Source organism: Nocardia sputorum (assembly GCF_027924405.1).
Lineage (GTDB): Bacteria > Actinomycetota > Actinomycetes > Mycobacteriales > Mycobacteriaceae > Nocardia > Nocardia sputorum.
On the sequence record NZ_AP026978.1, the window covers coordinates 7,306,526 to 7,328,358 of the forward strand.

General features: G+C 67.3%; 26 protein-coding genes, 1 tRNA gene and 1 other RNA gene. 14 read left to right on the plus strand and 14 right to left on the minus strand.

Annotated features, from left to right (window positions below):
• Positions 1-148 precede the first annotated feature (148 nt).
• Together QMG86_RS32930 and QMG86_RS32935 are read left to right on the plus strand one after the other, a co-directional pair.
• A complete protein-coding gene (locus tag QMG86_RS32930) occupies positions 149-739 on the plus strand; it encodes a TetR/AcrR family transcriptional regulator (RefSeq protein WP_281876788.1) in 591 nt (196 codons plus the stop codon).
• A 21-nt stretch (positions 740-760) separates the two neighbouring features.
• Positions 761-1,645, plus strand: a complete 885-nt coding sequence (locus tag QMG86_RS32935) for an alpha/beta fold hydrolase (RefSeq protein WP_281876789.1) — start codon at positions 761-763, stop codon at positions 1,643-1,645.
• A 25-nt stretch (positions 1,646-1,670) separates the two neighbouring features.
• Here QMG86_RS32935 and QMG86_RS32940 read toward each other — a convergent pair whose 3' ends face one another.
• A complete protein-coding gene (locus tag QMG86_RS32940) occupies positions 1,671-2,177 on the minus strand; it encodes an SgcJ/EcaC family oxidoreductase (protein ID WP_281876790.1) in 507 nt (168 codons plus the stop codon).
• Positions 2,178-2,239: 62 nt separating this feature from the next.
• Here QMG86_RS32940 and QMG86_RS32945 point away from each other — a divergent pair, with 62 nt between their 5' ends.
• Together QMG86_RS32945 and tgt are read left to right on the plus strand one after the other, a co-directional pair.
• Positions 2,240-2,707, plus strand: a complete 468-nt coding sequence (locus tag QMG86_RS32945) for a MarR family winged helix-turn-helix transcriptional regulator (RefSeq protein ID WP_281876792.1) — start codon at positions 2,240-2,242, stop codon at positions 2,705-2,707.
• A gap of 68 nt (positions 2,708-2,775) precedes the next feature.
• Positions 2,776-4,008: a tRNA guanosine(34) transglycosylase Tgt gene (gene tgt, locus QMG86_RS32950; RefSeq protein WP_281876793.1), complete on the plus strand. Its 1,233-nt coding sequence runs from the start codon at positions 2,776-2,778 to the stop codon at positions 4,006-4,008.
• 100 nt (positions 4,009-4,108) lie between these two features.
• Here the strand turns inward: tgt and QMG86_RS32955 are convergent, their stop codons facing one another.
• A complete protein-coding gene (locus tag QMG86_RS32955; protein WP_281876795.1) occupies positions 4,109-4,888 on the minus strand; it encodes a queuosine precursor transporter in 780 nt (259 codons plus the stop codon).
• A 29-nt stretch (positions 4,889-4,917) separates the two neighbouring features.
• Between QMG86_RS32955 and QMG86_RS32960 the strand changes: the two genes are divergently transcribed.
• A complete protein-coding gene (locus QMG86_RS32960; RefSeq protein WP_281876796.1) occupies positions 4,918-5,430 on the plus strand; it encodes a DUF4190 domain-containing protein in 513 nt (170 codons plus the stop codon).
• A 75-nt stretch (positions 5,431-5,505) separates the two neighbouring features.
• Here QMG86_RS32960 and QMG86_RS32965 read toward each other — a convergent pair whose 3' ends face one another.
• Genes QMG86_RS32965 through QMG86_RS32975 form a run of 3 tightly spaced genes read right to left on the minus strand, consistent with a single transcriptional unit; the run spans position 5,506 to position 7,689 of the window.
• On the minus strand, positions 5,506-6,186 hold the full coding sequence (locus tag QMG86_RS32965) for an RDD family protein (protein ID WP_281876797.1): 681 nt from the start codon (positions 6,184-6,186) through the stop codon (positions 5,506-5,508).
• A 46-nt stretch (positions 6,187-6,232) separates the two neighbouring features.
• Positions 6,233-7,150: a tRNA glutamyl-Q(34) synthetase GluQRS gene (gluQRS, locus tag QMG86_RS32970; RefSeq protein ID WP_281876798.1), complete on the minus strand. Its 918-nt coding sequence runs from the start codon at positions 7,148-7,150 to the stop codon at positions 6,233-6,235.
• 56 nt (positions 7,151-7,206) lie between these two features.
• Positions 7,207-7,689 carry a DUF309 domain-containing protein gene (locus QMG86_RS32975; RefSeq protein ID WP_281876799.1) on the minus strand — a complete coding sequence of 161 codons (483 nt, stop codon included), beginning with the start codon at positions 7,687-7,689 and terminating at the stop codon, positions 7,207-7,209.
• 491 nt (positions 7,690-8,180) lie between these two features.
• On the opposite strand from QMG86_RS32975, the gene QMG86_RS32980 reads away from it, so the two are divergent.
• Positions 8,181-8,324: a DUF397 domain-containing protein gene (locus QMG86_RS32980; protein WP_350356423.1), complete on the plus strand. Its 144-nt coding sequence runs from the start codon at positions 8,181-8,183 to the stop codon at positions 8,322-8,324.
• 95 nt (positions 8,325-8,419) lie between these two features.
• Here the strand turns inward: QMG86_RS32980 and qcrB are convergent, their stop codons facing one another.
• Positions 8,420-10,060 (minus strand): cytochrome bc1 complex cytochrome b subunit, encoded by a 1,641-nt coding sequence (gene qcrB / locus QMG86_RS32985; RefSeq protein WP_281876801.1) that lies wholly within the window; start codon positions 10,058-10,060, stop codon positions 8,420-8,422.
• Between the two features lie 172 nt (positions 10,061-10,232).
• Here qcrB and QMG86_RS32990 point away from each other — a divergent pair, with 172 nt between their 5' ends.
• On the plus strand, positions 10,233-11,858 hold the full coding sequence (locus QMG86_RS32990) for a WS/DGAT domain-containing protein (RefSeq protein WP_281881262.1): 1,626 nt from the start codon (positions 10,233-10,235) through the stop codon (positions 11,856-11,858).
• An 18-nt stretch (positions 11,859-11,876) separates the two neighbouring features.
• On the opposite strand, the gene QMG86_RS32995 is transcribed toward QMG86_RS32990, so the two are convergent.
• The 3 genes from QMG86_RS32995 to QMG86_RS33005 form a co-directional block, all read right to left on the minus strand.
• A complete protein-coding gene (locus QMG86_RS32995; RefSeq protein WP_281876803.1) occupies positions 11,877-12,515 on the minus strand; it encodes a hypothetical protein in 639 nt (212 codons plus the stop codon).
• Positions 12,516-12,615: 100 nt separating this feature from the next.
• Positions 12,616-13,095, minus strand: coding sequence for a hypothetical protein (locus QMG86_RS33000; RefSeq protein WP_281876805.1), 480 nt, complete (start codon positions 13,093-13,095; stop codon positions 12,616-12,618).
• Positions 13,096-13,107: 12 nt separating this feature from the next.
• Entirely contained in the window at positions 13,108-14,880 is a 1,773-nt protein-coding gene (locus tag QMG86_RS33005; protein ID WP_281876807.1) for a helix-turn-helix domain-containing protein, read from the minus strand.
• Between the two features lie 47 nt (positions 14,881-14,927).
• Between QMG86_RS33005 and QMG86_RS33010 the strand changes: the two genes are divergently transcribed.
• The 4 genes from QMG86_RS33010 to QMG86_RS33025 are packed head-to-tail and all read left to right on the plus strand — an operon-like array spanning position 14,928 to position 16,429.
• A complete protein-coding gene (locus tag QMG86_RS33010) occupies positions 14,928-15,374 on the plus strand; it encodes a hypothetical protein (RefSeq protein ID WP_281876809.1) in 447 nt (148 codons plus the stop codon).
• Positions 15,353-15,694 carry a hypothetical protein gene (locus QMG86_RS33015; protein ID WP_281876810.1) on the plus strand — a complete coding sequence of 114 codons (342 nt, stop codon included), beginning with the start codon at positions 15,353-15,355 and terminating at the stop codon, positions 15,692-15,694. The genes QMG86_RS33010 and QMG86_RS33015 overlap by 22 nt, the downstream gene beginning before the upstream one ends.
• Positions 15,691-16,134 (plus strand): hypothetical protein, encoded by a 444-nt coding sequence (locus QMG86_RS33020; RefSeq protein ID WP_281876812.1) that lies wholly within the window; start codon positions 15,691-15,693, stop codon positions 16,132-16,134. The genes QMG86_RS33015 and QMG86_RS33020 overlap by 4 nt, the downstream gene beginning before the upstream one ends.
• Before the next feature lie 10 nt (positions 16,135-16,144).
• Positions 16,145-16,429 carry a hypothetical protein gene (locus QMG86_RS33025; RefSeq protein WP_281876814.1) on the plus strand — a complete coding sequence of 95 codons (285 nt, stop codon included), beginning with the start codon at positions 16,145-16,147 and terminating at the stop codon, positions 16,427-16,429.
• 210 nt (positions 16,430-16,639) lie between these two features.
• Here QMG86_RS33025 and QMG86_RS33030 read toward each other — a convergent pair whose 3' ends face one another.
• Together QMG86_RS33030 and QMG86_RS33035 are read right to left on the minus strand one after the other, a co-directional pair.
• A complete protein-coding gene (locus QMG86_RS33030; protein WP_281876815.1) occupies positions 16,640-16,798 on the minus strand; it encodes a hypothetical protein in 159 nt (52 codons plus the stop codon).
• Complete coding sequence (locus QMG86_RS33035) at positions 16,795-17,700, minus strand: alpha/beta hydrolase (RefSeq protein WP_281876817.1); 906 nt, start codon at positions 17,698-17,700, stop codon at positions 16,795-16,797. Before QMG86_RS33035 ends, QMG86_RS33030 begins: the two co-directional genes overlap by 4 nt.
• Here QMG86_RS33035 and QMG86_RS33040 point away from each other — a divergent pair.
• Positions 17,699-18,409 carry a TetR/AcrR family transcriptional regulator gene (locus QMG86_RS33040; RefSeq protein WP_281876818.1) on the plus strand — a complete coding sequence of 237 codons (711 nt, stop codon included), beginning with the start codon at positions 17,699-17,701 and terminating at the stop codon, positions 18,407-18,409. The two genes, QMG86_RS33035 and QMG86_RS33040, sit on opposite strands and share 2 nt — an antisense overlap.
• A gap of 82 nt (positions 18,410-18,491) precedes the next feature.
• Here QMG86_RS33040 and QMG86_RS33045 read toward each other — a convergent pair.
• Positions 18,492-18,579 (minus strand) — tRNA-Ser (locus tag QMG86_RS33045).
• A 127-nt stretch (positions 18,580-18,706) separates the two neighbouring features.
• Between QMG86_RS33045 and ffs the strand changes: the two genes are divergently transcribed.
• Together ffs and QMG86_RS33055 are read left to right on the plus strand one after the other, a co-directional pair.
• Positions 18,707-18,801: signal recognition particle sRNA small type (ffs, locus tag QMG86_RS33050), an RNA gene on the plus strand.
• A gap of 232 nt (positions 18,802-19,033) precedes the next feature.
• Positions 19,034-20,323 (plus strand): aspartate aminotransferase type Ic, encoded by a 1,290-nt coding sequence (locus tag QMG86_RS33055; RefSeq protein ID WP_281876820.1) that lies wholly within the window; start codon positions 19,034-19,036, stop codon positions 20,321-20,323.
• Between the two features lie 94 nt (positions 20,324-20,417).
• Here the strand turns inward: QMG86_RS33055 and QMG86_RS33060 are convergent, their stop codons facing one another.
• Positions 20,418-20,858, minus strand: a complete 441-nt coding sequence (locus QMG86_RS33060; protein ID WP_281876822.1) for an SRPBCC family protein — start codon at positions 20,856-20,858, stop codon at positions 20,418-20,420.
• Between the two features lie 8 nt (positions 20,859-20,866).
• Entirely contained in the window at positions 20,867-21,673 is an 807-nt protein-coding gene (locus tag QMG86_RS33065; RefSeq protein ID WP_281881264.1) for a methyltransferase domain-containing protein, read from the minus strand.
• Positions 21,674-21,833 lie beyond the last annotated feature (160 nt).

Consider the following 21,833-nt stretch of genomic DNA (forward strand, 5'->3'; position numbering starts at 1 on the left):
CAGCGCTCGAACCCTGCTCGGGCTGGAGTCACATCAGCCGCAGCGAGGAGTTAGGATACGAAACGTGCCGTATCTTAACCAGGACCGAGGGGCGCATCGCGGAGGTCGCCCTCGCGATGACGCACGCGAAGGCGAGATCCTCCAGGTGGTGAACGCGCTCCTGGTCGAGCGGGGCTATGAAGGCGTCACCTTCGAAGAGGTCGCCCGTCGGGCGAGCGCGTCCAAGGCCACTCTCTACCGGCGATGGAAATCGAAGCGGGAGATGGTGGTCGCCGCTTTGAAGGCGGGCCCGGCTCGGCGCGAGGGCCCCGATGACATCGACACGGGGAGTCTGCGCGGTGACCTGATCGCGCTGTGCCGACGACTGATCACGACGATGCGCTCGACGGACGGCCGGACCGCGCTGTTGCTGCTGCAATCGGGCCTCGAGGACCCCGAGCTCTGCGACGCGATCGAGGAGGCCGTCGGTCCGACCGGCGCGCGATTGCCCGCCTCTGTGATCGAGTCCGCCGTCCTCCGCGACGAGCTGCCCGCCGATGTCGATCCCTTTCCGTTCGAGGAGGTGGCCGGGGCGGTGCTCCTGCTGCGGCGGCTGAATGGGCTCGACACCGGCGACGACTACCTCGGGTCGCTCGTCGACGCCGTCCTCATCCCCGCCCTGCGGGCGACCTCCGCCCGGCCACGCTCGCTCCCCGCCGGCATCTTCTCCGGCAGGCCGACCCCCGAATCGAACCTCTGACCAGCGAAGGAAACCGCGACCATGCCCATGATCGATGGATTCGACTATCGGACGCTACCTGGCGAGCAAGGCGTCGAGCTGAACGTCGCAGTGGGAGGGACTGGCCCGGCAGTCGTCCTGCTCCACGGCTTTCCGCAGACGCATTACATGTGGCGCGAAGTAGCTCAGCGGCTTGTCGAGGAGTGCACGGTCATCGTTCCGGACCTGCGCGGCTATGGCGAAAGCGGGAAGCCGCCGGAGAACAGTTCGCATACGTACTCCAAGCGGACCATGGCCAACGACATCGTGCAGATAGCCGGTGCTCTCGGTCATCACAGGTTCGGTCTGGTGGGCCACGATCGGGGCGCTCTCGTCGGTGTCCGCGCCGGTCTCGATCACCCGGGCGTGGTGCGGTACCTCGGAATCCTCGACGTGCTGCCCACCCTCGACACGTGGGGCGTATTGCGCGGCGTGGAGGCGAAAGTCGCCTGGCACCTCTATCTGATGGCCCAGCCGGTCGGGCTGCCGGAGAAGATGATCGCAGCGGTGGCGGACGAGTTCTTCGCCTCGTTCCTCGACGCGTGGGACACCGACGGCGCGACCTTCACCCCGGAAGTGCGACGGCACTACATCGATAGCTCGGTCGGGGCCGTGCACTCCATCGTCGCCGATTACCGCGCCACCGCGGGCATCGACCTGAGCATGGACCGCGAAGATCGAGACGCCGGACGGCAATTGCGGATGCCGGTGGGCGTGATCTCGCAGGACTGGGGTGCGCGGCTGGGCTTCGACGCCGCGGCACTCTGGCGAGTATGGGCGCCCGACCTGACCTACGAGCCGATCGACGCCGGTCACTTCATGGCAGAGGAGAAACCCGAAGAGATAGCTCGCTTCATCCGCGAACTGTCGGTGCGTGGCCGGGAGTGACTTCCCAAACGAAGCCCGGCAGCGCTCAGGCCCGTCTGCGTCCGAAGCCGAGGCGGCGGGCCAGGCGGGCCATGAGCTGGGACATCCTCGAAGGGAAGGAGTCCGGCTCGGGGATTCGCACCGGCCGGACGCGGCCGTTGTGCAGTGCGGTGATCTTCCAGCCCTGGTCGGTGCGAACGGTCACCAGGGTCTGGCGGGATCGGCGGCGCTCGGGCAGGTGGGAACGCCACGGCATCAGGACCGAGGCGGTGCCGTGCAGGAGCGCGACGTCCGGGGCGACGAAGCGGATCGACTCGAGCTCGCCGACCAGCGCGGAACCGGCCAGGACGCCGCGGAAGAGCTTGTCGTGGTTGTCCTGATGCTCGGCGCGCCCGGTGGCCCGGGTGCCGTCGTAGGAGACGTAGTCGGAGTCCTCGGTGAACAGGGCCGCGTAGGCGGTGGCGTCGTTGGCGGTCCAGGTCCGCATGAGGTCGTCGAACAGGCTGCGCAGGGCGCTCTCGTCGGTGCGGTGCTGATCGAGTGTCACGTTCATGGACGGGTACCTTCCGATGCTAAGATTCGATCGTCGAAATGTACGATATCAGAAAGTTTCGAATGTCGAAAGATGAATTGATCGCCGAGATCGCGCAGGAGTTGCGGCTGCTGCAGCGAAGTTTCGACGCGTTCGACGAGGCCGCCGCCGTGCGCTTGGGGTTGAATCGCACCGACCTGCGATGCCTGGACATCGTGCTGGCGCGTGGGCCGCTGGCGGCGGGGGAGCTCAGCGCCGCGTTGCGACTGAGTCCCGCCGCCACCACCACCGTCGTCGACCGGCTGGTGCGGGCCGGTTTCGTCACCCGGGCGCAAGATCCCGGCAATCGGCGGCGGATACTGATCGAAGGCACTACGCGGGCCAGGGAGGTCGCGCGAGAGATCTTCGAGCCGGTGGGGGTGGCCGGGGCCCAGGCTCTCCTGCGTTTCGATACCGGCGAACTGCGCATCGCGCTCGACTTCTTGCGCACCGCGCTGGCGGTGCACCAAGCGGAAACCGAGCGGGTGTCGCGCGCCGGGAAACCCGGCTGACCGCGCTGACGGGCCGGCAGGCGGTGGCCTGGTTCGGGCGGTGGCTGCCGAACTGCGAGGATAGCGGGGTGTCCGGTCCCGAATCGTTCTCCTTCACCGTCGGTACTCGCCTGGACGGGCGGCACGGCCGGTCCGGTGTGATCGCCACGCCGCACGGGCCGATCGCCACGCCCGCGTTCATCCCGGTGGGCACCAAGGCGACGGTCAAGGCGGTGCTGCCGGAGACCATGCGGGAACTCGGCGCCCAGGCGCTGCTGGCCAACGCCTACCACCTCTACCTGCAGCCCGGCGCGGACATCGTGGACGAGGCAGGCGGGCTCGGCGCGTTCATGAACTGGCGCGGGCCGACCTTCACCGACAGCGGCGGATTCCAGGTGATGTCACTGGGTGTCGGCTTCAAGAAGGTGCTGGCGATGGAGGCGGTCGACGTGCGCAGCGACGACGTGATCGCGCCCGGTAAGGAGCGGCTGGCCACCGTGGACGACGACGGCGTCACGTTCCGCTCCCACCTCGACGGGTCCACGCACCGGTTCACGCCCGAGGTGTCGATGGGCATCCAGCACCAGCTCGGCGCCGACATCATGTTCGCCTTCGACGAGCTCACCACGCTCCTCAATACCCGCGCCTACCAGGAGCGATCGGTCCAGCGCACGCACGAGTGGGCGCAGCGCTGCATCGATGAGCACGAGCGGCTGACCACCGCCCGCCCGCACCGTCCGTACCAGGCGCTGTTCGCCGTCATCCAGGGCGCGCAGTACGAGGACCTGCGCCGAAAGGCATGTCGCGGGCTCGAATCGATTCGCGGTAGCGCGGGGACGGGATTCGACGGTTACGGCATCGGCGGCGCGCTGGAGAAGCACAACCTGGGCGCCATCGTCGGCTGGTGCTGTGACGAGCTGCCCGAGGACAAGCCGCGGCACATGCTCGGCATCAGCGAACCGGAGGACGTCTTCAACGCCATCGAGAACGGCGCGGACACCTTCGACTGCGTGAACCCGTCCCGGGTCGCGCGCAACGCCGCCATCTACGTCGACACCGGCCGGTTCAACATCAACACCAGCCGCTTCCGTCGCGACTTCACCCCGATCGACGAGAACTGCGACTGCTACACCTGCGCCAACTACACGCGCGCCTACCTGCATCACCTGTTCAAGGCCAAGGAGATGCTCGCCGCCACGCTGTGCACGATTCACAACGAGCGGTTCACGGTCCGCCTGGTCGATCGCATCCGGGACAGCATCGAAGGCGGCTACTTCGACGAGCACAAGGCCGAGACATTGGGCCGCTGGAGTGGTGCCTGACACAACGGAAGGCGCGGGCCGGGCGGATGACCGGTGGCTGTACTGCTTCCGCGGTCGTCTCGCGTGGCTCGCGCCCTCCAGGGGTGCCGGCTGGGATTCGTCAGGTGCGCAGCGGATCCGCTCCGGTCGGCGCGTAGCTGGGTTCGTGCTTCTTGAGCAACGCGATCACCCGGTAGGTGATCGGGAGCACGATCACCTCGCAGAGGGTCTTCCAGAGGAAACCGACGATCACGTAGTTGACGAACTGCTGCCAGGTGTCGATGCCGATGGCGCCCGCGGCGATCGAGCAGAAGATCAGCGTGTCGGCGAACTCGCCGACGATGGTCGATCCGATGAGCCTGGCCCACAGGTACTTTTCCTTCGTCCGCTCCTTGATCAGCACCAGCGTCGCGGAATTCAGCAGCTGGCCGACGAAGTAGCCGGCCAGGCCCGCGATGACGAGCCGCGGCGTCGTCCCGAGGACGGTGCGGAACGCCTCCTGGTTCTCGTAGAAGCTCGCGGCGGGCAGCCGGATCGCGATGGCGAAGCACACCACCGTCAGCAGCAGTGCGGCGAAGCCGTAGTAGATGGCGCGGCGGGTGGCGCGGAAGCCGTACACCTCGCTCAGTACGTCGCCGAGGATGTAGGCCAGCGGGAACAGGAAGAAGGCGCCATCGGTGGCGATCGGCAGGATTTGCAGTGGTCCCAGCGACACCGACCGGTCGCCGAAGAACTCCACCCCCTTGGTGGCGCAGATGTTGGAAATGATCAGTGTCGCAGTGAACAGGGCCACGATCGGTGCGTAGTACCCCCGCGCGACCTGGGCGAATGCCGCATGGTCCGCGGGGCGTCCAGGCCCGCCGTGCTCTTGCGTGGTTTTCGACTCACTCACCCGCATCATCCAACCAGGTTGTGGAATACGCTGTAGCAATGACGAATCCCGGCGATTCCGACGAGTGGTGGAAGCAGTACGGCGGCCAAGGCGTGTCGCCGGAGTCCGGTGGCCAGAGTTCGGTTCCGCAGTATCCGAGCCCGGAGCAGCAGCCGTCGGGCTACCCGTCGGCGCCGCAATACCCGGTCCAGCCGCCCTCGCAGCCGATGACGCCGCCTCCGCAGCCGCAGTACCCGTCCTATCAACAGCAGCCGTATCCCCAGCCGAGCTACGGCTATCAGACTCCCTACCAGCCCTACGGAGTCCCGGCGCAGGGCACCAACGGCATGGCGATCGGTGCGCTGATCTCGTCGCTGGTCGGGTTCGTCACCTGCGGGCTCGGCTCGATCGTCGGCATCATCCTCGGCGTGGTCGCCCTCAACCAGATCAAGCAGAGTGGCCAGGAAGGGCGCGGTATGGCGCTCGCGGGCATCTGGATCGGTGTCGGCGCGATCGTGCTCGGCATCCTGTGGTTCGTCGTCGTGATCATCGCGGGGGCGACCAGCGCGTAGCGGCACGGCCGGGAACCAACAGGGGGCGCACCCGAATCGGGTGCGCCCCCTGTGCGTTTTGTGCCGCGGTGGCGATCAGGCCTTGACGACCTGGGTGCCGCCGGCGAACTTGTCGTGCCAGCCCTGCTTGTTCGGGTCCTGCGAGATGGTGACCATGATGTAGATCGCCAGGATCAGCGAGATGAGGCCACCGACGCAGGGGATGATGCTCGCCGCGATGAAGATGTTGCGCTTCAGCGAGGTGACCGGGTCGATCTTGGCGGCGCCGCCCGGGGCGAGCACCTTCAGGCCGAGGATCTTCTTGCCGAGCGTGGTGCCCTGCGAGGTCTCCATGCCGACGAAGTAGCCGAGCTGGACCAAGGTCCACACCAGGCCGAGACCGATGGTCAGGCCCAGCGAGTTGTCGACCAGGACGTACAGGATGAAGTACGGGATGTAGAGGATGATCGCGTCGATGACGCGGGCGCCGATGCGGGTGCCGAGGTCACCCGGCTGGCCGCCGTAGTTGTTGAACCCGGGCTGCTGCGGGTACTGACCGTAGGGATCCTGCCCGTACTGGGGCTGCTGCTGGCCGTATTGCGGCTGCTGCCCGTACTGGGGCTGCTGGCCGTATTGCGGCTGCTGCCCGTATTGGGGCTGCTGCTGGCCGTACTGAGGCTGCTGCCCGTACTGGTCACCCCCCTGCGGGTACGGCTGCTGCCCGTACGGCTGCCCGCCCTGCGGATACTGGTTGGGGTCGTACCCACCGCTTGTCATAGTTATTTGTCCTCGTCGATTGATCAGTAGTTGGACGATGCGTACGTTACGGACATGGGCTGCTTCGCAACAACCCATGAACGTCGAGTATCCACGGTTCGCGGGGCAGCCGCCGGGTGTCGAAACGCGCGAGTAGCTCGGACGACGATGTCGCGGTGAAGCCGAGCGAAGCGGCCAGTGCCGAGACTACGTCCTCCGGCGTGTTGCCGAGCGCCAATCGTTCGCGGAGTGTCACCGCCCCATCCCGTTTCGCCAGTCGGCGTCGCTGCGTGTTGAGCACCAGCGGCACGTGGGCGTAGTGCGGCACCGGCAGATCGAGCAGCGTCGCCAGGTATGCCTGCCGCGGCGTCGACGGCAGCAGGTCGTCGCCGCGCACCACTTGGTCGACGCCCTGGTCCGCGTCGTCCACCACGACCGCGAGGTTGTAGGCGGGGATGCCGTCGCCGCGTCGCAGCACCACGTCATCGACCGGGCCCCGGTAGCGACCGTGCAGCTCGTCGCGCACCTCGAATTCGGTGGCCATGGCGCGCAGGCGCAAGGCGGCCGGGCGCCCCTCGGCGCGCAGCCGGTCGCGCTGGGCGGCGCTCAGCGCGCGGCAGGTGCCGGGGTAGGCGCCCATCGGTCCGTGCGGTGCTGTCGCGGCTTTCTGTATTTCCCTTCGGGTGCAGAAGCATTCATAGGTCAGCCCGGCGGCGGTGAGGCGTTCGATGGCCGCTGCGTACTGCGGCAACCGTTCCGACTGGCGTACCACCGGCCCGTCCCAGTTCACGCCGATCGCGGCGAGGTCGTCCACTTGCCGCTGCTCCGCACCGGGACGCACTCTGTCCAGGTCGTCGATCCGCAGCAGGAAGCGCCGACCGGTGGAACGAGCGAACGCCCACGCCAGCAGCGCCGTGCGGAGATTGCCCAAGTGCAGGTCCCCGGACGGGCTCGGCGCGTACCGGCCCGCGCCCGGCTCAGTCACGGGCTCTGCTGGTAGACGATGAGGTGCGCACGTCGGCCATGGTAGGAGCGGCGCGCTCAGCCGCGCAGACGTGGCCGCAGGTCGGCGTCCGCCGGCTCGGCGCCGGCCTCCAGCGTGGCGAGCAGTGCTTCGGCATGGGCGACCAATCCGGGGAGGTCGATACCGTAGGGCGCCTGGCCGCCCTCCGGCCGGTATGCCGTCAACCGCGACACCGCGCGGGCGAGCAGTGTACGCGCCCCCTTGGGATTTCCTCGTTGTATGTGGGTTAGTCCGACAGCGAACTGCGCCAGCGCCTGCCACAGCATCCGCTCGGCGAACGGTCCGTTCTTCCACGCGGCCTCTAAAACCTCGTGTGCATTGAATGCGAGTCCGTCGTCCAGCAGTTGCTGGGCGAAGGTCAAGGTTTGCTGGGGTGGAAGTTCGAGATCGTCCGGAATTCGGGCAACTCCGGTGCTGCCGGGCGGCAGCGGTCGCCCGAGGCGGTCGCGCGGACGGGCATTACGGGCGCGACCTGCGTCGTCGCGAGCGCGTTCGACCATAGGATCCATCATGCACGGTCCCTGCGCGCGCGTCGACGCGGGCCGTGGGGGCGCGCGAATTGTCGGCCGATAACAGAGCAATCACATCCGTTAAAAACATTGTGGATCATCGGTGTGTGGAATGAATGCCAGGAGCTGGCAATGTTCCCGCAACTTCCATGCTTCGCAAACGTGTGTGGTTGCGATGATTGAATAGGCAAGAGCCGGGCAAACTTTCGAAGGACCTGCTAGGGTTACCGCGCGGGGAGAGGCCCCGCGCGAGGTTAATTTCCTCTCGAACTCTCGATGTGCGATATCGACGCACCGGGAAAGTGCGCTCCGGCGCGGGGTGCACCACGGGATTCGGCTTTCCAGTCGGGTACCGATGCTAGCTGGAACGATGTCAGGAGAAATCTCGCTCTCGACGCAGCAAAGGAGCTAGTGCCGTGGAGGTTGATTGGGCGGGCGCTGTGTGGCGCAAGAGCACATACAGCGGTCCGGATGGGAACTGCGTGGAAGTCGCTTTCCTCGTCGACGGCAATGTCGCGGTTCGTGACACCAAGGACAGTGGAAGTGGCCCGGTCTTGGGGTTTGCGCCGGGCGAGTGGGATGCATTCCTAGTGGGGGTCTCGACGGGAGAGTTCCGGCGCGGCTGAACCGCTCCGGAATGGCCTGAACAAGGCAAAGCGGGCCCCGGGTCGTATGGACTCGGGGCCTTCGCGGTTCTCCGGACGGGTGTACCGGCGAATCCTCAATGGGCGGAGCCGTTTCCGCGGCCGTTCGCTCGTTCCTGGATTCTGCGCAACACGGTGAGTTGCCTGCGTTCTTCTTCGTGCTCGAGCTCGAAGTGCCGCACACTCTCCTCGCGCGGATCCGCGCGCAGGAAGCTGCCGGTGCCCGGCTTGCCCGCCGCACCCAGCTTGCTCATCTTCTTCGGCACGGGTGCGCCTTGGTATTCCAGCGGAAGCGGGTGACCGTGCGCGTCCACCGGGCCGAGCGGCTGGTGCACCTCGATGTACTCGCCGTGTGGCAGACGCTTGATCACGCCGGTCTCCACGCCGTGCTCGAGCACCGCGCGATCGCTGCGCTGCAGTCCGAGGCAGATGCGGTAGGCCAGGAAGTACGCGAGCGGGGGCGCGAGCAGGATGCCGATGCGGCCCGCCCAGGTGGTCGCGTTCAGTGAGATGTCGAACTTGTACGCGATGATGTCGTTGACGCACGACAGCGTCAGCACGACGTAGAACGCGATCGCCATCGCGCCGATCGCGGTGCGAACGGGCACGTCGCGGGGGCGTTGCAGCAGGTTGTGGTGCGCGCTTCGGTCGCCGGTCAGCCGCTTCTCGATCCAGGGGTAGGCGATGAGGACGACGAAGACCAGCCCCATCAGCATGGCGACCCAGAATACGGCGGGGACGGTGTAGCGGCCCAGGTACAGCTCCCACGGCGGCATCAGCCGGGCCATGCCGTCGGTCCACATCATGTACATGTCGGGCTGCGAACCGGCCGACACCTGCGAGGGGTTGTACGGACCGAGGTTCCAGATCGGGTTGATCTGGAAGAGACCGCCCATGATGCCCACGATGCCGAGGGTGAAGGCGAAGAACGCGCCCTGATCGGCGGCGAACACCGGCACGATCCGCGCGCCCACCACGTTGTTCTCGGTACGGCCCGGACCGGGGAACTGGGTGTGCTTCTGGTACCACACCAGGGCCACGTGCGCGGCGATCAGCGCCAGGATGATGCCGGGGAACAGCAGGACGTGAGCCACGTACAAGCGGGGAATGATGATCTCGCCCGGGAAGTCGCCGCCGAACATCAGCCAGTGCAGCCAGGTGCCGATGATCGGGATGGAGATCGTGATACCCGAGAACGCCGCCCGCAGGCCGGTGCCGGAGAGCAGGTCGTCGGGCAGCGAGTACCCGAAGAACCCTTCGAACATCGCCAGGATCAGCAGCAGCGAACCGATCACCCAGTTCGCCTCCCGCGGCTTGCGGAACGCACCGGTGAAGAAGATCCGGAACAAGTGCACGATGATCGACGCCGCGAACAGCAGCGCCGCCCAGTGGTGCACCTGCCGCACGAACAGGCCGCCGCGCACTTCGAAGGAGAGATCCAGCGCTGTCTCGTACGCCCGTGACATGGTCACGCCGCGCAGCGGCTGGTAGGCGCCGTTGTAGACGACCTCCGTCATGGAGGGGTCGAAGAAAAGGGTCAGGTACACGCCCGACAGCAGCAGGATGATGAAGCTGTAGAGCGCGATCTCGCCGAGCAGGAACGACCAGTGCGTCGGGAAGACCTTGTTGATCGACCGCTTCACGAACGCCGCGGCCTTGTACCGTTCGTCCGCCTCATCGGCTTGGTTGGCAATTGTGCGAGCTAGATCTATAGCCATGGCCGACACCCCGCCTGGGTGAGTGGTATCCGTTCTACTACAGACGGTAGCAGAGCTGGGTGCCGGAATCGATGGCGTTTTCCGGGCGATATGTGGAACAAGATCATTCACATTGCCCCGGGCTCGTCGGACGCCATCGAATCCGAGTCGATATCGTTTTACTGTGAGCGCGATGGCACCGCAGGACGCGACGATGTATTGGCTGTCCAAACGCACGCGCAACGACCTTTTTCTGGTGTATTGCTTCGCCGATCGCGGACTGCCCACCGAGGAACTGCGCGCCGCCGTCGCCGAACGCAGTGCGCGGATCGCGGACCTGCGGGTCCGGTTGCGCGAACTGCCCGGGGACATCGATTATCCGTTCTGGACACGATCTGAATTCGCCGCCGAGCAAATCGTGGAACACGAACTGCGGGAACGTAATTGGTCGTGCCTGCTGGAGGCCCTCGGCGAGTTGCTGGGTACCGGTGTCGACGCCGCGGTGCACCCGTGGCGGCTGCATCTGTTCCGTGCGATCGCCGACGCGCCAGGGCAAACGGGCGAGCCCGCGCTGGTGGTGGTGCTCCAGATGTCCCACGCGCTGGCCGACGGCCGGCGGGCGTCGGCGATCGCGCGTGCGCTGTTCGGCGGTGCGGGGAACCATTCCGGCGAGCCCGAAAGCCGTACTGGAGCGTCCGGCCCCGGTGGGGGACCGGCCGGCGACAGTGCCACTGATGCCGCAGGTACCGAGAGTTGGGGTGACAGGACTCCGGTCGCGGATCGATCGGTTCCGGGACTGTCCGTACCAGAGGAATGCGCGGTTGGCTGGACCGCGGTTGCCCGTGAGCGGACCGCGGTGCACTCGGTGTCGGCGAGCGGGTCGTCGGTGCGAGTGCGGGTCGGCTCGACGGTAGTGCGTGTGCGGACCCTCGCGGATGCGATGTGGGGGAGCGCGCTCCCGGCAAGAGTGCTGGTCGCTTCGGCTGTCGGTCTGCTGCGCGTTCCGGCCCGGCTGGCCGCGACCGCGGTGCGCGGCTACCAGGCGTTCCGAGCTCAGCAGCGGCTCGCGGCGTCGACCGAGGCGGGCGAATTGCCGCCGCCGGGGCCGGGTTTCCCGCCGACTGCGCTGAACCATGCGTCGGCGGAGGGGATCTCGCGACACGAAGCTCGGATGCTGGTGTTTCCGGCCGGAGAGTTGCGGGTGCCCGGTCGTACGGTCACGGTCGTCGTCCTGACCGCGGTGTCGCTGGCGCTCGCCCGCTACCTGGCCGACCGGGGTGAGCCGGTGGAGCGGCTCGGTGCGCAGGTCCCGATGGCCCTGGCCGAGGACACCGGTCCACGCAACAACTATCGCAGTCTCGGCGTCGACCTCTTCGTCGATGAACCCGATCCGAGTCTGCGCGCCGACAAGATCGCCGCGGCGCTTGCCGACCGGCGCGCCCGCGCCCGGCACCCGCTGCTGTCGGCGCAGGACCGGGTCACCGCGACGATTCCCGCCCCCATGCTGCGGCGGGACGTCGACCGCTATCCCCTCGATATCGTTCCCGGCTCGATAGCTGGGCACACTGTCGTCTCCAGTGTCGACCGCGGGCCGGCCGACCTGTCCTTCGGTGGCGGGCCGGTGCGGTTCACGGCCGGATTCCCGGCGCTCGGCTCCGTCATGCACCTCACCCACGGCGTGCACGGACTCGGCGACACCGTCACCATCTCCCTGCACGCCGACCCGAAGGTCCTACCGGATCTCGACGCCTACGCCGCCCACCTCCGCGCCGCGCTGCTGGAAGCGCACCGCGCCCTGGTCGGCTCCGCTCCGGCGTGACACTCGTTCGCCCGCCGATCAGGAACGGGCGAGGGCGGGCTGGGGCGTGGCCTGGTGGACCTCGGCGGAGATCTTGATCTCCAGTTCCAGCCGGGTGACGTTGATGACCGAGCGCTCCTCCTCGACGGTGTTCTCGATCGCCCGCGACCACAGCGCCTGGATCTCGGTGATCTCTTCGGCGGTGGCCTCGCCGTCGAGCTCGATCCGGCGGCGTTGCAAGCTGATGTTCAGCGCCGCGGTGAGCGTCCGCATCAGGTCCTCGCAGCGATTGGGGATCTTGCGGTGCGCCACCACGCGCAAGGTGCTGATGAAATCCCGCGAGCCGGTGATCACCTGCCGGACCTCCGCGTCGAGCTCATCCAGTTCCTCCGCATCCCAGCGATCGCAGTGCAACAACTGCTGGCGGACGTCGCTCGAGATGGCCAGCACGGACGAGACCGCCGCCAGCACCGACTCCCGCCGCCACTTGTCGAGCTCGCGCCGCTCGGCCGCCGCGTTCGTCAGCTCCACGTTGCGCTGCGCCGCGTCCAAGGTGGCCCGGTTCCGCTCGTCCGCTGCGGTGACCGCCGCCCGGTTGGCGCGGTTGTTGACCAGCACGCCGACCAAGACCGCAATGCCGACGACGAGAGAACCGAAAAGCGGGAGCCACTGAGTCACGGGGACGATCATTCCATCGGAATGGGAAGTCGCACAGCCTAGATCGGGCGAATCCGGCTCGTCCGGCTACTCGGGAGGAAATCCGAACGGCGGACCGGGGTCAGTCCCGTGCGGCGCCTTCCGGCCACACGACATCGACCGGCACACCACGTGCACGCGCGAGTTCGACCACCGTCCCGGTGCCCGCCTTCTGCCCGGCATCGCCATCCCACACGGCGATCAGTCGATCGACCGACTCCACCACGGCATCGTTGGCTGCTTCGTACGCTGCACGGCCCGCGTCGTCGAAATCCATCACCCGCACCTCCGCCGCGTTCTTCACGAGCTCGTCGAACAGCTCGGCGTGATCCGGTTTCACCTTCCGCTCGCGGTAGTTCCGGGACGGCAACACCACCTCGAGCCGCCCACCCGCATCGAGCACCGCCCGCGCGAACACCGAATCGGAACCGCGCGCAATACAACTCACTCCGACCAATTCGCTCGGATCGTGCTCGCCCAGCAGCGCACGCACCGCGTCGTACACCAACGGCGCGGTGGCCTCGGTGATGTTCATGTGCCCGGTGACGCCGATCCGCACCATGCAGATGTGCTCCTATGCTGTCGCGGCAACCAGCGGCCGCATCCGCTCCCGCAATTCGACGACCGCGCCCACCGTCGCGAACTGCCCAGTGCGGTTGTACACCCTGGCCAGCTTCTTTGCGACACGGTCCGACGCGGTCTGCTCGACCACTTGCAAAGCATTGTGACCGACGCGGCACGCTTCCTCGAGCTCGCCCTCGATGATTCGGGCCTCGACCATGCCCAACTGATCCAGAGCCGCACTGCGCCGACGACCCGGCCTGCGTGACGCGATCGCCCGCCCGATGTAGCCCGCAGCTTCGGACGCGGTCGCGCGGTCGCCGTCGCGGCGCGCGATGTCCAATAATCGGCCGCCGATCGTGCCCGCTAGTTCTGCGCTGTCGAAGTAGCGAATCCAGTCGGGGTCCATCGAATGGTCGGAGTCGGCGAACGCCGCATGCGCCTTATCGCAGGAGTGCTGGAACGCGGTTTGGCGGCCGAGCTGCCCGTACGCCCACGCTTCCCGCGTGAACAGCATCGCCTCAGTCGTCGGAGTGATGTGGCCGGCCGCGTAGTCCTGTGCCAGGCGGACCAGTTCGAGGGCGTCCCCTGGCTGTTGCAGGGACAGGAGCTGACGTGCCATCCCGGCCAACACCACTGCGGCGAACGCGCGATCATCGGCTTCCCGTGCGGCGCGGACTGCGAGCGCGTAGTAGCGCTGCGCTAGCCGTTGGTGCCCGGAGTCCCACGACATCATCGCTGCCGTTTCCGCCAGTTCTGCCATCGTGGCCGCGAGTTCGCGGCGGATCTCCGGCGGATGCGATTCGGTGAGTAGTTCATTCACCTCGGCGAGTTGCCCGACAACAGCTTTGCGACGCAGGCCGCCGCCGTGCTGGTCGTCCCATGCACGGAAGACGCGCGCGGTGGTGCGCAGCTGCTCGACCTCTTGTAGACCGATACCGGGTCGAGCGCGCCCTGGCACCTTCAGTATGTCCGGTGTACTTCGCAGCCACCGCTCCAGTGGTTCGAGCAGTGGGGCACCGGCGACTACGCCGAGTAGCGCGCGGCCGACCTTGCGGCGATCAATCATCAGGTCCTCCCGGGTCAGATCGGCGGCGACCTCCGTTGCTTCAGCCGTCCACATTTCTGGAGGCCACTGCGCCACCACCGTATCCGCGTCGGTGGGGTCGATGCTCACGATGAACCGTTCACGCTGTTCCGGTGTGGCTCGCGCGAGCAGCGTGTTCATGATGCCCGCAGAGTTCGTGTTGAGCACGGTGTCGCCCTCTGCGCGCCACTTCTTCACCGTGGACAGCCCCACGCCCGACTTCTGCGCGAACCGTCGTTGTGTAAGCCCAAGGGCATCGCGCAGGGCTGTCGCCCGTGCGCCGGTCCATGCGAGCTGCATACCCAACTGTGACCCCCTCGAACTCGCCGAATGAACCCGAAGTAGACCGAAGTAGACCGCGAATTGGACCAGGGTAGCCCGCAATGTCGTTCCAGCAGTGGCAGTTTCGCGGGATGGTCGAGCGCACACGGGTGCTGGACCCCGGGGGTTCTTATTACGTCTCGAATTAGTACCCGGCCGCGCGGAGGTCGAAATCTGGTTCGAATCAACGCGGACGGTTCCAGTGCCGGTGTACCCAAACAATCCGTCACGGAGGCTGCCATGCGCATTTCGCGAGAGACCCGCGATCTGTGGGAGGCCCGCTATAGCGAGTGCGGCACCGAACCCACAGATCTCGATCTGGAGCGTGCCCGGTTCATCCTCACCGCCCATTCCGGGCATGGCGGTGGTTGCCTGCAATACCTCGCGGCGATGGCCTACTCGTTCGGATCGGAGGGATAGCGATCTTGGACGCGGGCTACAGGTCCCGGCACGATTTGCCGGACTGGCATGAGGTCAGCGCGGCGATCCGCTACGTCACCGGCGATAAGCCGGGCGATCACCTGGTGACTCGGTGGACGCGGGCGCTCGCGCAGTTACATCGCACCCGTCGCGTCAGCCCTGACCGCGTCAGCGAGATAGACCGGCGCCGAGCGGAGCTGGTGGTGTTGATCAACCAGTGGGTCGCCACGCACCTCGCGCCGTCCAGTACCGACGCCGATGAGGTCGGGCCTGTGGCTGACGCGCTCGTCGCCGCGTATATCGACGCCGAGTCGCTGCTGATGGCGCCGGACGAGGTAGCCGCAGAAACCCTGCATTCGGCGTGGTCTCGGGTGGGGTACCTCGCCACCCGGTGGGGCGACCTCGTCGCCGCGGTCGTGGACGGACAGCCATGCCCGCCGGGCCGGTGCTGATGCTCGCCGCGATGACCGCCGCGGTCATCGCCTGCGTGTTCGCCGCAGCCTGGGCACTCACCGCGCAGCCAGCGGCCGGGCCACGGTTCCGCGAGATCGAGGAACGTCTCAGCCACGAACCGCCGCCCCTGCCGCTGACGGTCGAGCAGGCCCGCCAGCAGTGGCCCCGGCATGTCGGCTGCCGACTCACCCACTGCGCGCGCAAGCGGGAGATCCAGCGGACATTGCGCGCGGCCGGAGTTGCCCCACCCCTCGACATCGCATCAACGGCACCGACCCGGCGAGGTGGTCGGCACGCCCACCCAAGGAGGAAACCGTGAAGATACGAATCGGCCGCGCTCTGCTGGCGGGATGCTCCGCGGCGGCAGTGCTCGCCGGAGTCGCCGTCCCGGCCGGAGCTTCAGCGGCCGTCGAGCCTGTGGCGGCCAAGCCCGTCGGTGTTTGCACCTTCGAGTTCAACAAGATCCCGTATGTGCTGCACAAGGCCGTCGTGGTCGGCGGAACAGTGACCTGCGATCCCACCTCGATCGAGTTCCACCTCACGTTGCAGCTGTGGCATCGGTCGGGCACCAGCAACCGGAAGCCGAAGGGGGAGCCGGGCATTGTCACGCAGATACCCAACCCCAGCGTCCACATCGCCGCGATGGCGCTGGACTGCGTACCCGGCATGTGGCAGGGCAAGATCGTCATGCGCGCCACCTGGGACACCGGGACGAACGAGGGCCGCAAGGAAACCGTGCCCGCCATCCTCCAGTGCTAAGTTCACTCCGATGAAGCTGCTCGTTATCACTAGCGGCCCTCCTACGTGGTCGACTCGTTGGTTTGTGTTGCGCTGCCACGTGCGCTCCTGGTTCCGGCGTGAAATCCGCGAGCCCGGCTATACCGGTGAGGGCCAGTGGCATCCTCACCGCGAGTACGGCGGTTGGGTCATCCGTCCGGCCAGCGGGTGGCGTCGGTTCCGCTGGATAACCCCGCGCCTGCACTACACGCGCGCCATCCCCGCCGACGACATGTACGCCCTCGGCACTTGGATGCTGGCGAAGCTGGAGATGTAGAGCGGTAAACCGGAGGAAGCGAATCCCGCCGTGCGGACCGCGTCGACGGCCCGGAGCACCACCTCACCGAGAGCAGCGCACACCGTGGCCCGTCAGCTCCACGTTGCGCGGCGCCGCGTCCAAGCCGCTGAGTCCCACCACGACGGCGCCGACCTTGGCTGCCGCGAAGTACACCGCGAGCCAGTCGGGCGTCGCGGGTGCGCGATGCGGTCATCCTGGCCGGATGCCCCGATGCAGCAACCCGGCCGCTATCCGATCCGAACGTTCGTCCATCGCGGCGAAACCGATGTCGTCGCCGTCGCTGGTCCAGCCGACGCGGTGCCCCGCGTCTTGAGCCGCCCTCCGCAGGCAGTCGTGGATGCGAGTCACCGAGTTCTCCCTCGAGCCGCGGTCGGTGCGAGGTGTTCGGTCAGGAAGTCGATCTGATCGGCGACGACTCGTTCCACGATCGGCGGATGGTAGACCGTGAAATGGTCGGCGTCGTAGTGCTCCACGATGGCGCGCGGCGCATCGGCCTCGACCTTCTCCACGATGGTGGGAGCGATGAGATTTTCGAAGTCGCAGGCGCAGATCAGCAGCGGGCACCGCACCCGTGACGCGCGCGCCGCAGCGTTGTAGAACAGCATGCCCAGACCCGAGGCCGCGGTGATGCGGTTGTCGAATTCATACCCGTCCGGGCAGACCGAAAGCCAGCCTTCGAGCGCGCCGGGCTGATTGACGAAGGCGAGTTCACCCGGGCGGCCGACGAGTTGGACATACCGGCGAGGCAAGCCCAGCGTCGCGCGCACCAGATCGGAGATGATCGGCCCGGTGAACCGCAGCAGATGCCGGAACCCGGCCCGGGCGACAACCGCCCGTCCGCTCAGTACCGGACACTGCACGATCGCCGCGCTGATCTCCGGGTGGCGAGCCGCCGCCGCGACTACGTGGCTGGCTCCGAACGAGGTTCCCCACAACGCCACCCGTTCGGAGTCGAGTTCTGGACGCGAGTGGACGAATGCCAGGGCGGCATCGACATCGGCGGCGTAACGGCGCCGGCTCACCAGTTGGCGCGGTTGGCCGCCGGATTCTCCGAGGTGGCGGAAGTCGAAGGCCAGCACGGCGAAGCCCGCGTCCGAGAACCACTTCTCGTACTGGCCCAGCATCATCTCGTGGGTCGCGCCGCCGCCGTGCACCAGCACCACGACCGGATGCGGCGCCGGGCCGGCCGGCAGGGTGAGCCATGCGGCGCACTCGTCGTCACCGGACGAAAAAGTTGTTCGAATAGTCATGACACCTCCGTTTAGGTACGTTGTACGTGAACACAGTCAGTTAAACACGTACGCCGTACTTAAACAAGGGAGGTTCATGCCCGCGCCGAAGAAATTCACTACCGATCAACTCCAGATCGCAGCGTTGGCCTTGGTCGACGAGCAGGGCCTGGCCGGGTTGACGATGCGCAATCTCGCGGCCGCGCTGGGCACCGGGGCGATGACGATCTACAACTACGTCGACGGGAAAGAGGGGCTCGAGCGGCTTGTCACCGGAGCTGTCCTGGCCGAGGCGCGGTGGACGGTCGAACCGTCCGGCGACTGGGCCGATGAAACTCGCGCGGTGGCCGAGGGCATGTGGCGCGCCATCCGCTCCCATCCGCACGCCATTCCCCTGCTCCTCACCCGCCGCACGCTCGACTTGCCGACTCTCGTGACCGCCGAAGCGCTGCTGCGGGCGCTTGCGCGTAGCGGTAGATCGGGGGCCGACCTGCTGATCGCTTTCCGTGTGGTCACCGGATTCATCACCGGCTTCGCGCAAGCTGAACTCGCCGGACCGCTCTCCGTAGCCCGCGACCCGGATCCCGCGGCGATCACCGACCGGGTCGCGGCTCTGCCGCCCGACCGCTTCGCCAAATTGATCGAGATCGCACGCGCCGCAGCCGATAGCGACCCCGAAGAAGAATTCCGCACCGGCCTGCGCATCATCCTGGATGGGCTGAAGGGGTGAACTTGCTCCAGAAGTGTGGCCGGGGGGACTTGAAGCAAACGCCTCTGACCAGCCACGAATGTCCGGTCAGAGGCGTTTGCCCTGGCGGAGGATAGGGGATTTGAACCCCTGAGGGCGTTAACCCAACCCGCGTTCCAGGCGAGCGCCATAGGCCACTAGGCGAATCCTCCGTGGAGCAGCATACCGGTAGCCCCCGGCCCGTCGCCAAATAGGGCCGCCCGAAGGGATGAAGTGCCTGGTCGAGGACTCTTATGGACCCGGAGGATGGGATTGCGGGCGGGAGACGCTACACTGGCCGACGGATCCCGCGCGGCGCGCATCCTGTGAACTCCCCCAGGGCCGGAAGGCAGCAAGGGTCAACGGGCTCTGCCGGGTGCGCGGGGTCCCCTTTTTTCAAGGTCTCGCGCGGGTGCCTCGTCTCCGCCGGGCCGGTGCGGGGTGCGGATGGGCTCGGTCCGGTCGGCACCCATCCCGCCCTCGGATAACGCCTCCAATTCCGGCCACCGCACGGGTAACGTGAACACCGTCCGCGGATGCACGTGCGTCTGTACGGACAACTGTTCGGCCGCCGCCCATCGGTCCGGCCAGACCACCGTCCCCTCGCTGCTTGAAAGGCTGCCCAGGATGCCCCGGCAAACGCAGATCGGTTTGATGAGCCATGAGGAGCTCGTGCTCGAGCACGAGACCCAGTCCGCGAATTACGCGACGCTCAAGACCGAGAAGCTCACGCTGGACCTGACCCGGGGGAAACCTTCGCCGGAGCAACTCGACCTGTCCGCCGCGCTGCTGCACCTGCCCGGCGACGGCGATTTCCGCGACGGCACCGGCACCGACTGCCGTAACTACGGTGGCCTGCACGGTCTCCCGGAACTGCGCGCGATCTTCGGCGAACTGCTCGGCATCCCGGTGGACAACCTGCTCGCGGGCAACAACGCCAGCCTGGAACTGATGCACGACGTGATCAGCTACGCGATGCTATACGGCACCAATGATTCCGAGCGGCGCTGGGCCGCCGAGGACACCCTCAAGTTCCTGTGTCCGGCGCCCGGTTACGACCGGCACTTCGCGATCACCGAGGCGCTCGGCTTCGAGATGATCCCGATCCCGATGCGCCACGACGGCCCGGACACTCACGCCATCGCCGAGCTGCTGGCGAACGATCCGCAGATCAAGGGTCTGTGGGCCGTGCCGAACTACTCCAACCCGACCGGTGTCGTCTTCTCCGAAGACGTTGTCCGGGAATTGGTCTCGATGCCGGCCGCGGCGCCCGACTTCCGGCTGTTCTGGGACAACGCGTACGCGGTGCACCCGCTCACCGACACCGCCGCCCCGGTGATCGATGTGCTCGGCCTCGCCGCGGCAGCCGGGAACCCGAACCGCCCGTTGGTATTCGCCTCGACCTCGAAGATCACCTTCGCGGGCGCGGGCGTCAGCTTCATCGGCGGTTCGACCGCGAACCTGGAGTGGTACCTGAGCCACGCCTCGAAGAAGAGCATCGGCCCGGACAAGATCAACCAGCTGCGCCACTTGCGTTTCTTCCGCGATGCCGACGGCGTGCGTGCGCACATGCAGAAGCATCGCGCGATCCTCGAGCCGAAGTTCGCTCTGGTGCTGAAGATCCTGGAAGACCGTCTCGGGGCGTCCAAGGTGGCGTCCTGGACCGAGCCCAAGGGCGGCTACTTCATCAGCCTGGACGTGCTGGAAGGCACCGCGGCGCGAGTGATCGCGCTGGCGAAGGAAGCGGGCATCGCGCTCACCGCGGCCGGTTCGGCCTTCCCCTACCGGAACGACCCGGAAGACAAGAACATTCGCATCGCGCCGAGCTTCCCCAAGCTGCCCGAGCTGGAGAAGGCGATGGACGGCCTGGCCACTTGCGTGCTGCTGGCGGCCACCGAGAAGCTGCTCGGCAAGTAGACGCGGACCTGGAAACGACTGATCGCCCGGCACGAATCTCGTGCCGGGCGATCGCTCTGTACTGGGCAGTGGGCCCGGCCGGGAAAGGCGGCCTCTACCCGGTTTCCAACAGCTCCTTCAGCCGCGCCAGGTCCCCGCGGTTGGCCCGCCGGATCGCCGCCTCCAGCAGCGGTGCGGCGAATTTCCCGAAGCCGCTCGGCTCGCCGCGGTTGCGCAGCGTCATGCGGGTGCCGCCCTCCGGCGTATCCGCCCAGGTATAGGTCGTCTCCATCGGAAACGGCCCCTGCGCGGTGCGCATCACCAACCGTCTGGCGGGCTCGTAGTCGACCACCTCGTAGGTGTAGGTCAGCCGGTTGCCGAGGAAATGGGCGACGAAGGTCATCCGCGAACCGGCGCGCAGTGGCGGCTCGGTCTCCCAGGTGACGCTGTGGATGCGCGCGTACCAGGCCGGGGCGTGCGCCGGATCGGCCGCGTACGCCGCGACCAGCTCGCGGGAGCGGTCGATCGTGATGTCGGTCAGCACGTCGACGGCCATCGGCCGGGTCAGTGCGGCTTGTGCGCGAGGACGGCGAACATGGTCACCGACAGATGGATGTCGCCGGTGGCCGCGGCCCGCTCCAGATCGTCGAGCAGTCGCTCACGTTGCGCCTCGGTGATCGCGCCGCGTGCTACCGCCATCGCCGAGATCCTGGTCACCAGCGAGCCCGCGCCCACGCTGCGATCCTGCACCAGGGCCTGCGAGCCGATGTCGTCGACCACCAGCCCCGCCTTGGTGAGCAGACCGGGGAGCCTGCGACCCGACAGCGGATTGGTGGTCGCCGACACGAGGGTGTCGATCACCTCGCGGACGACCTGCCGGTCACCGGGGTGCATGATCGCGGTGCCCCAATCGCTGTCCACCACGACGACTCGTCCGCCCGGGCGGAGCACGCGCGCGATCTCGTTGGCCGCGCGGGCGGGGGCGGTCAGATGCTGGAAGACGCGCTCGCACAGGACGGCGTCGAAGCTGTCCGCGCCGAACGGCACGCCGTAGGCGTCGCCGGAGTGGAATTTGGCGGTCGAGCCGGCCTGGGCGGCGCGGCGCTCGGCGGAGGCGAGCAGGTGCGGGTCCGGCTCGACGCCGACCGCGCTGCCGTCCGGGCCCACCGCCTCGGCGAAGGTGATGACCTCCGAGCCGGTGCCGGAGCCGATGTCCACGGCGTGTTCACCGGGCCGCACCGCGAGCGCTTCGTGCGCCCAGGTGCGCAAGCGGCGGATGCCGGGCAGCGCGGCCTGGAGGTCGCGCACGTCCACCAGCTGGTCTTGACCTGCTCGGTCGAACCGATCGGGGCGCAATGCGTAGGTGTTCATGGGCCCGTGTCCATCCCTGGCCGTTGCCGTCGTCTTGGTCGGTGTCGCCGTCATCTGAGGCATGGCCTGGAGCCTACGCGGCAGGTCATCTACCCGCGCGTAGGCACTGTGAGGCGGGTCACTATGGTTGATGAACGGGGCGCTGTCGTGAGTACATGGG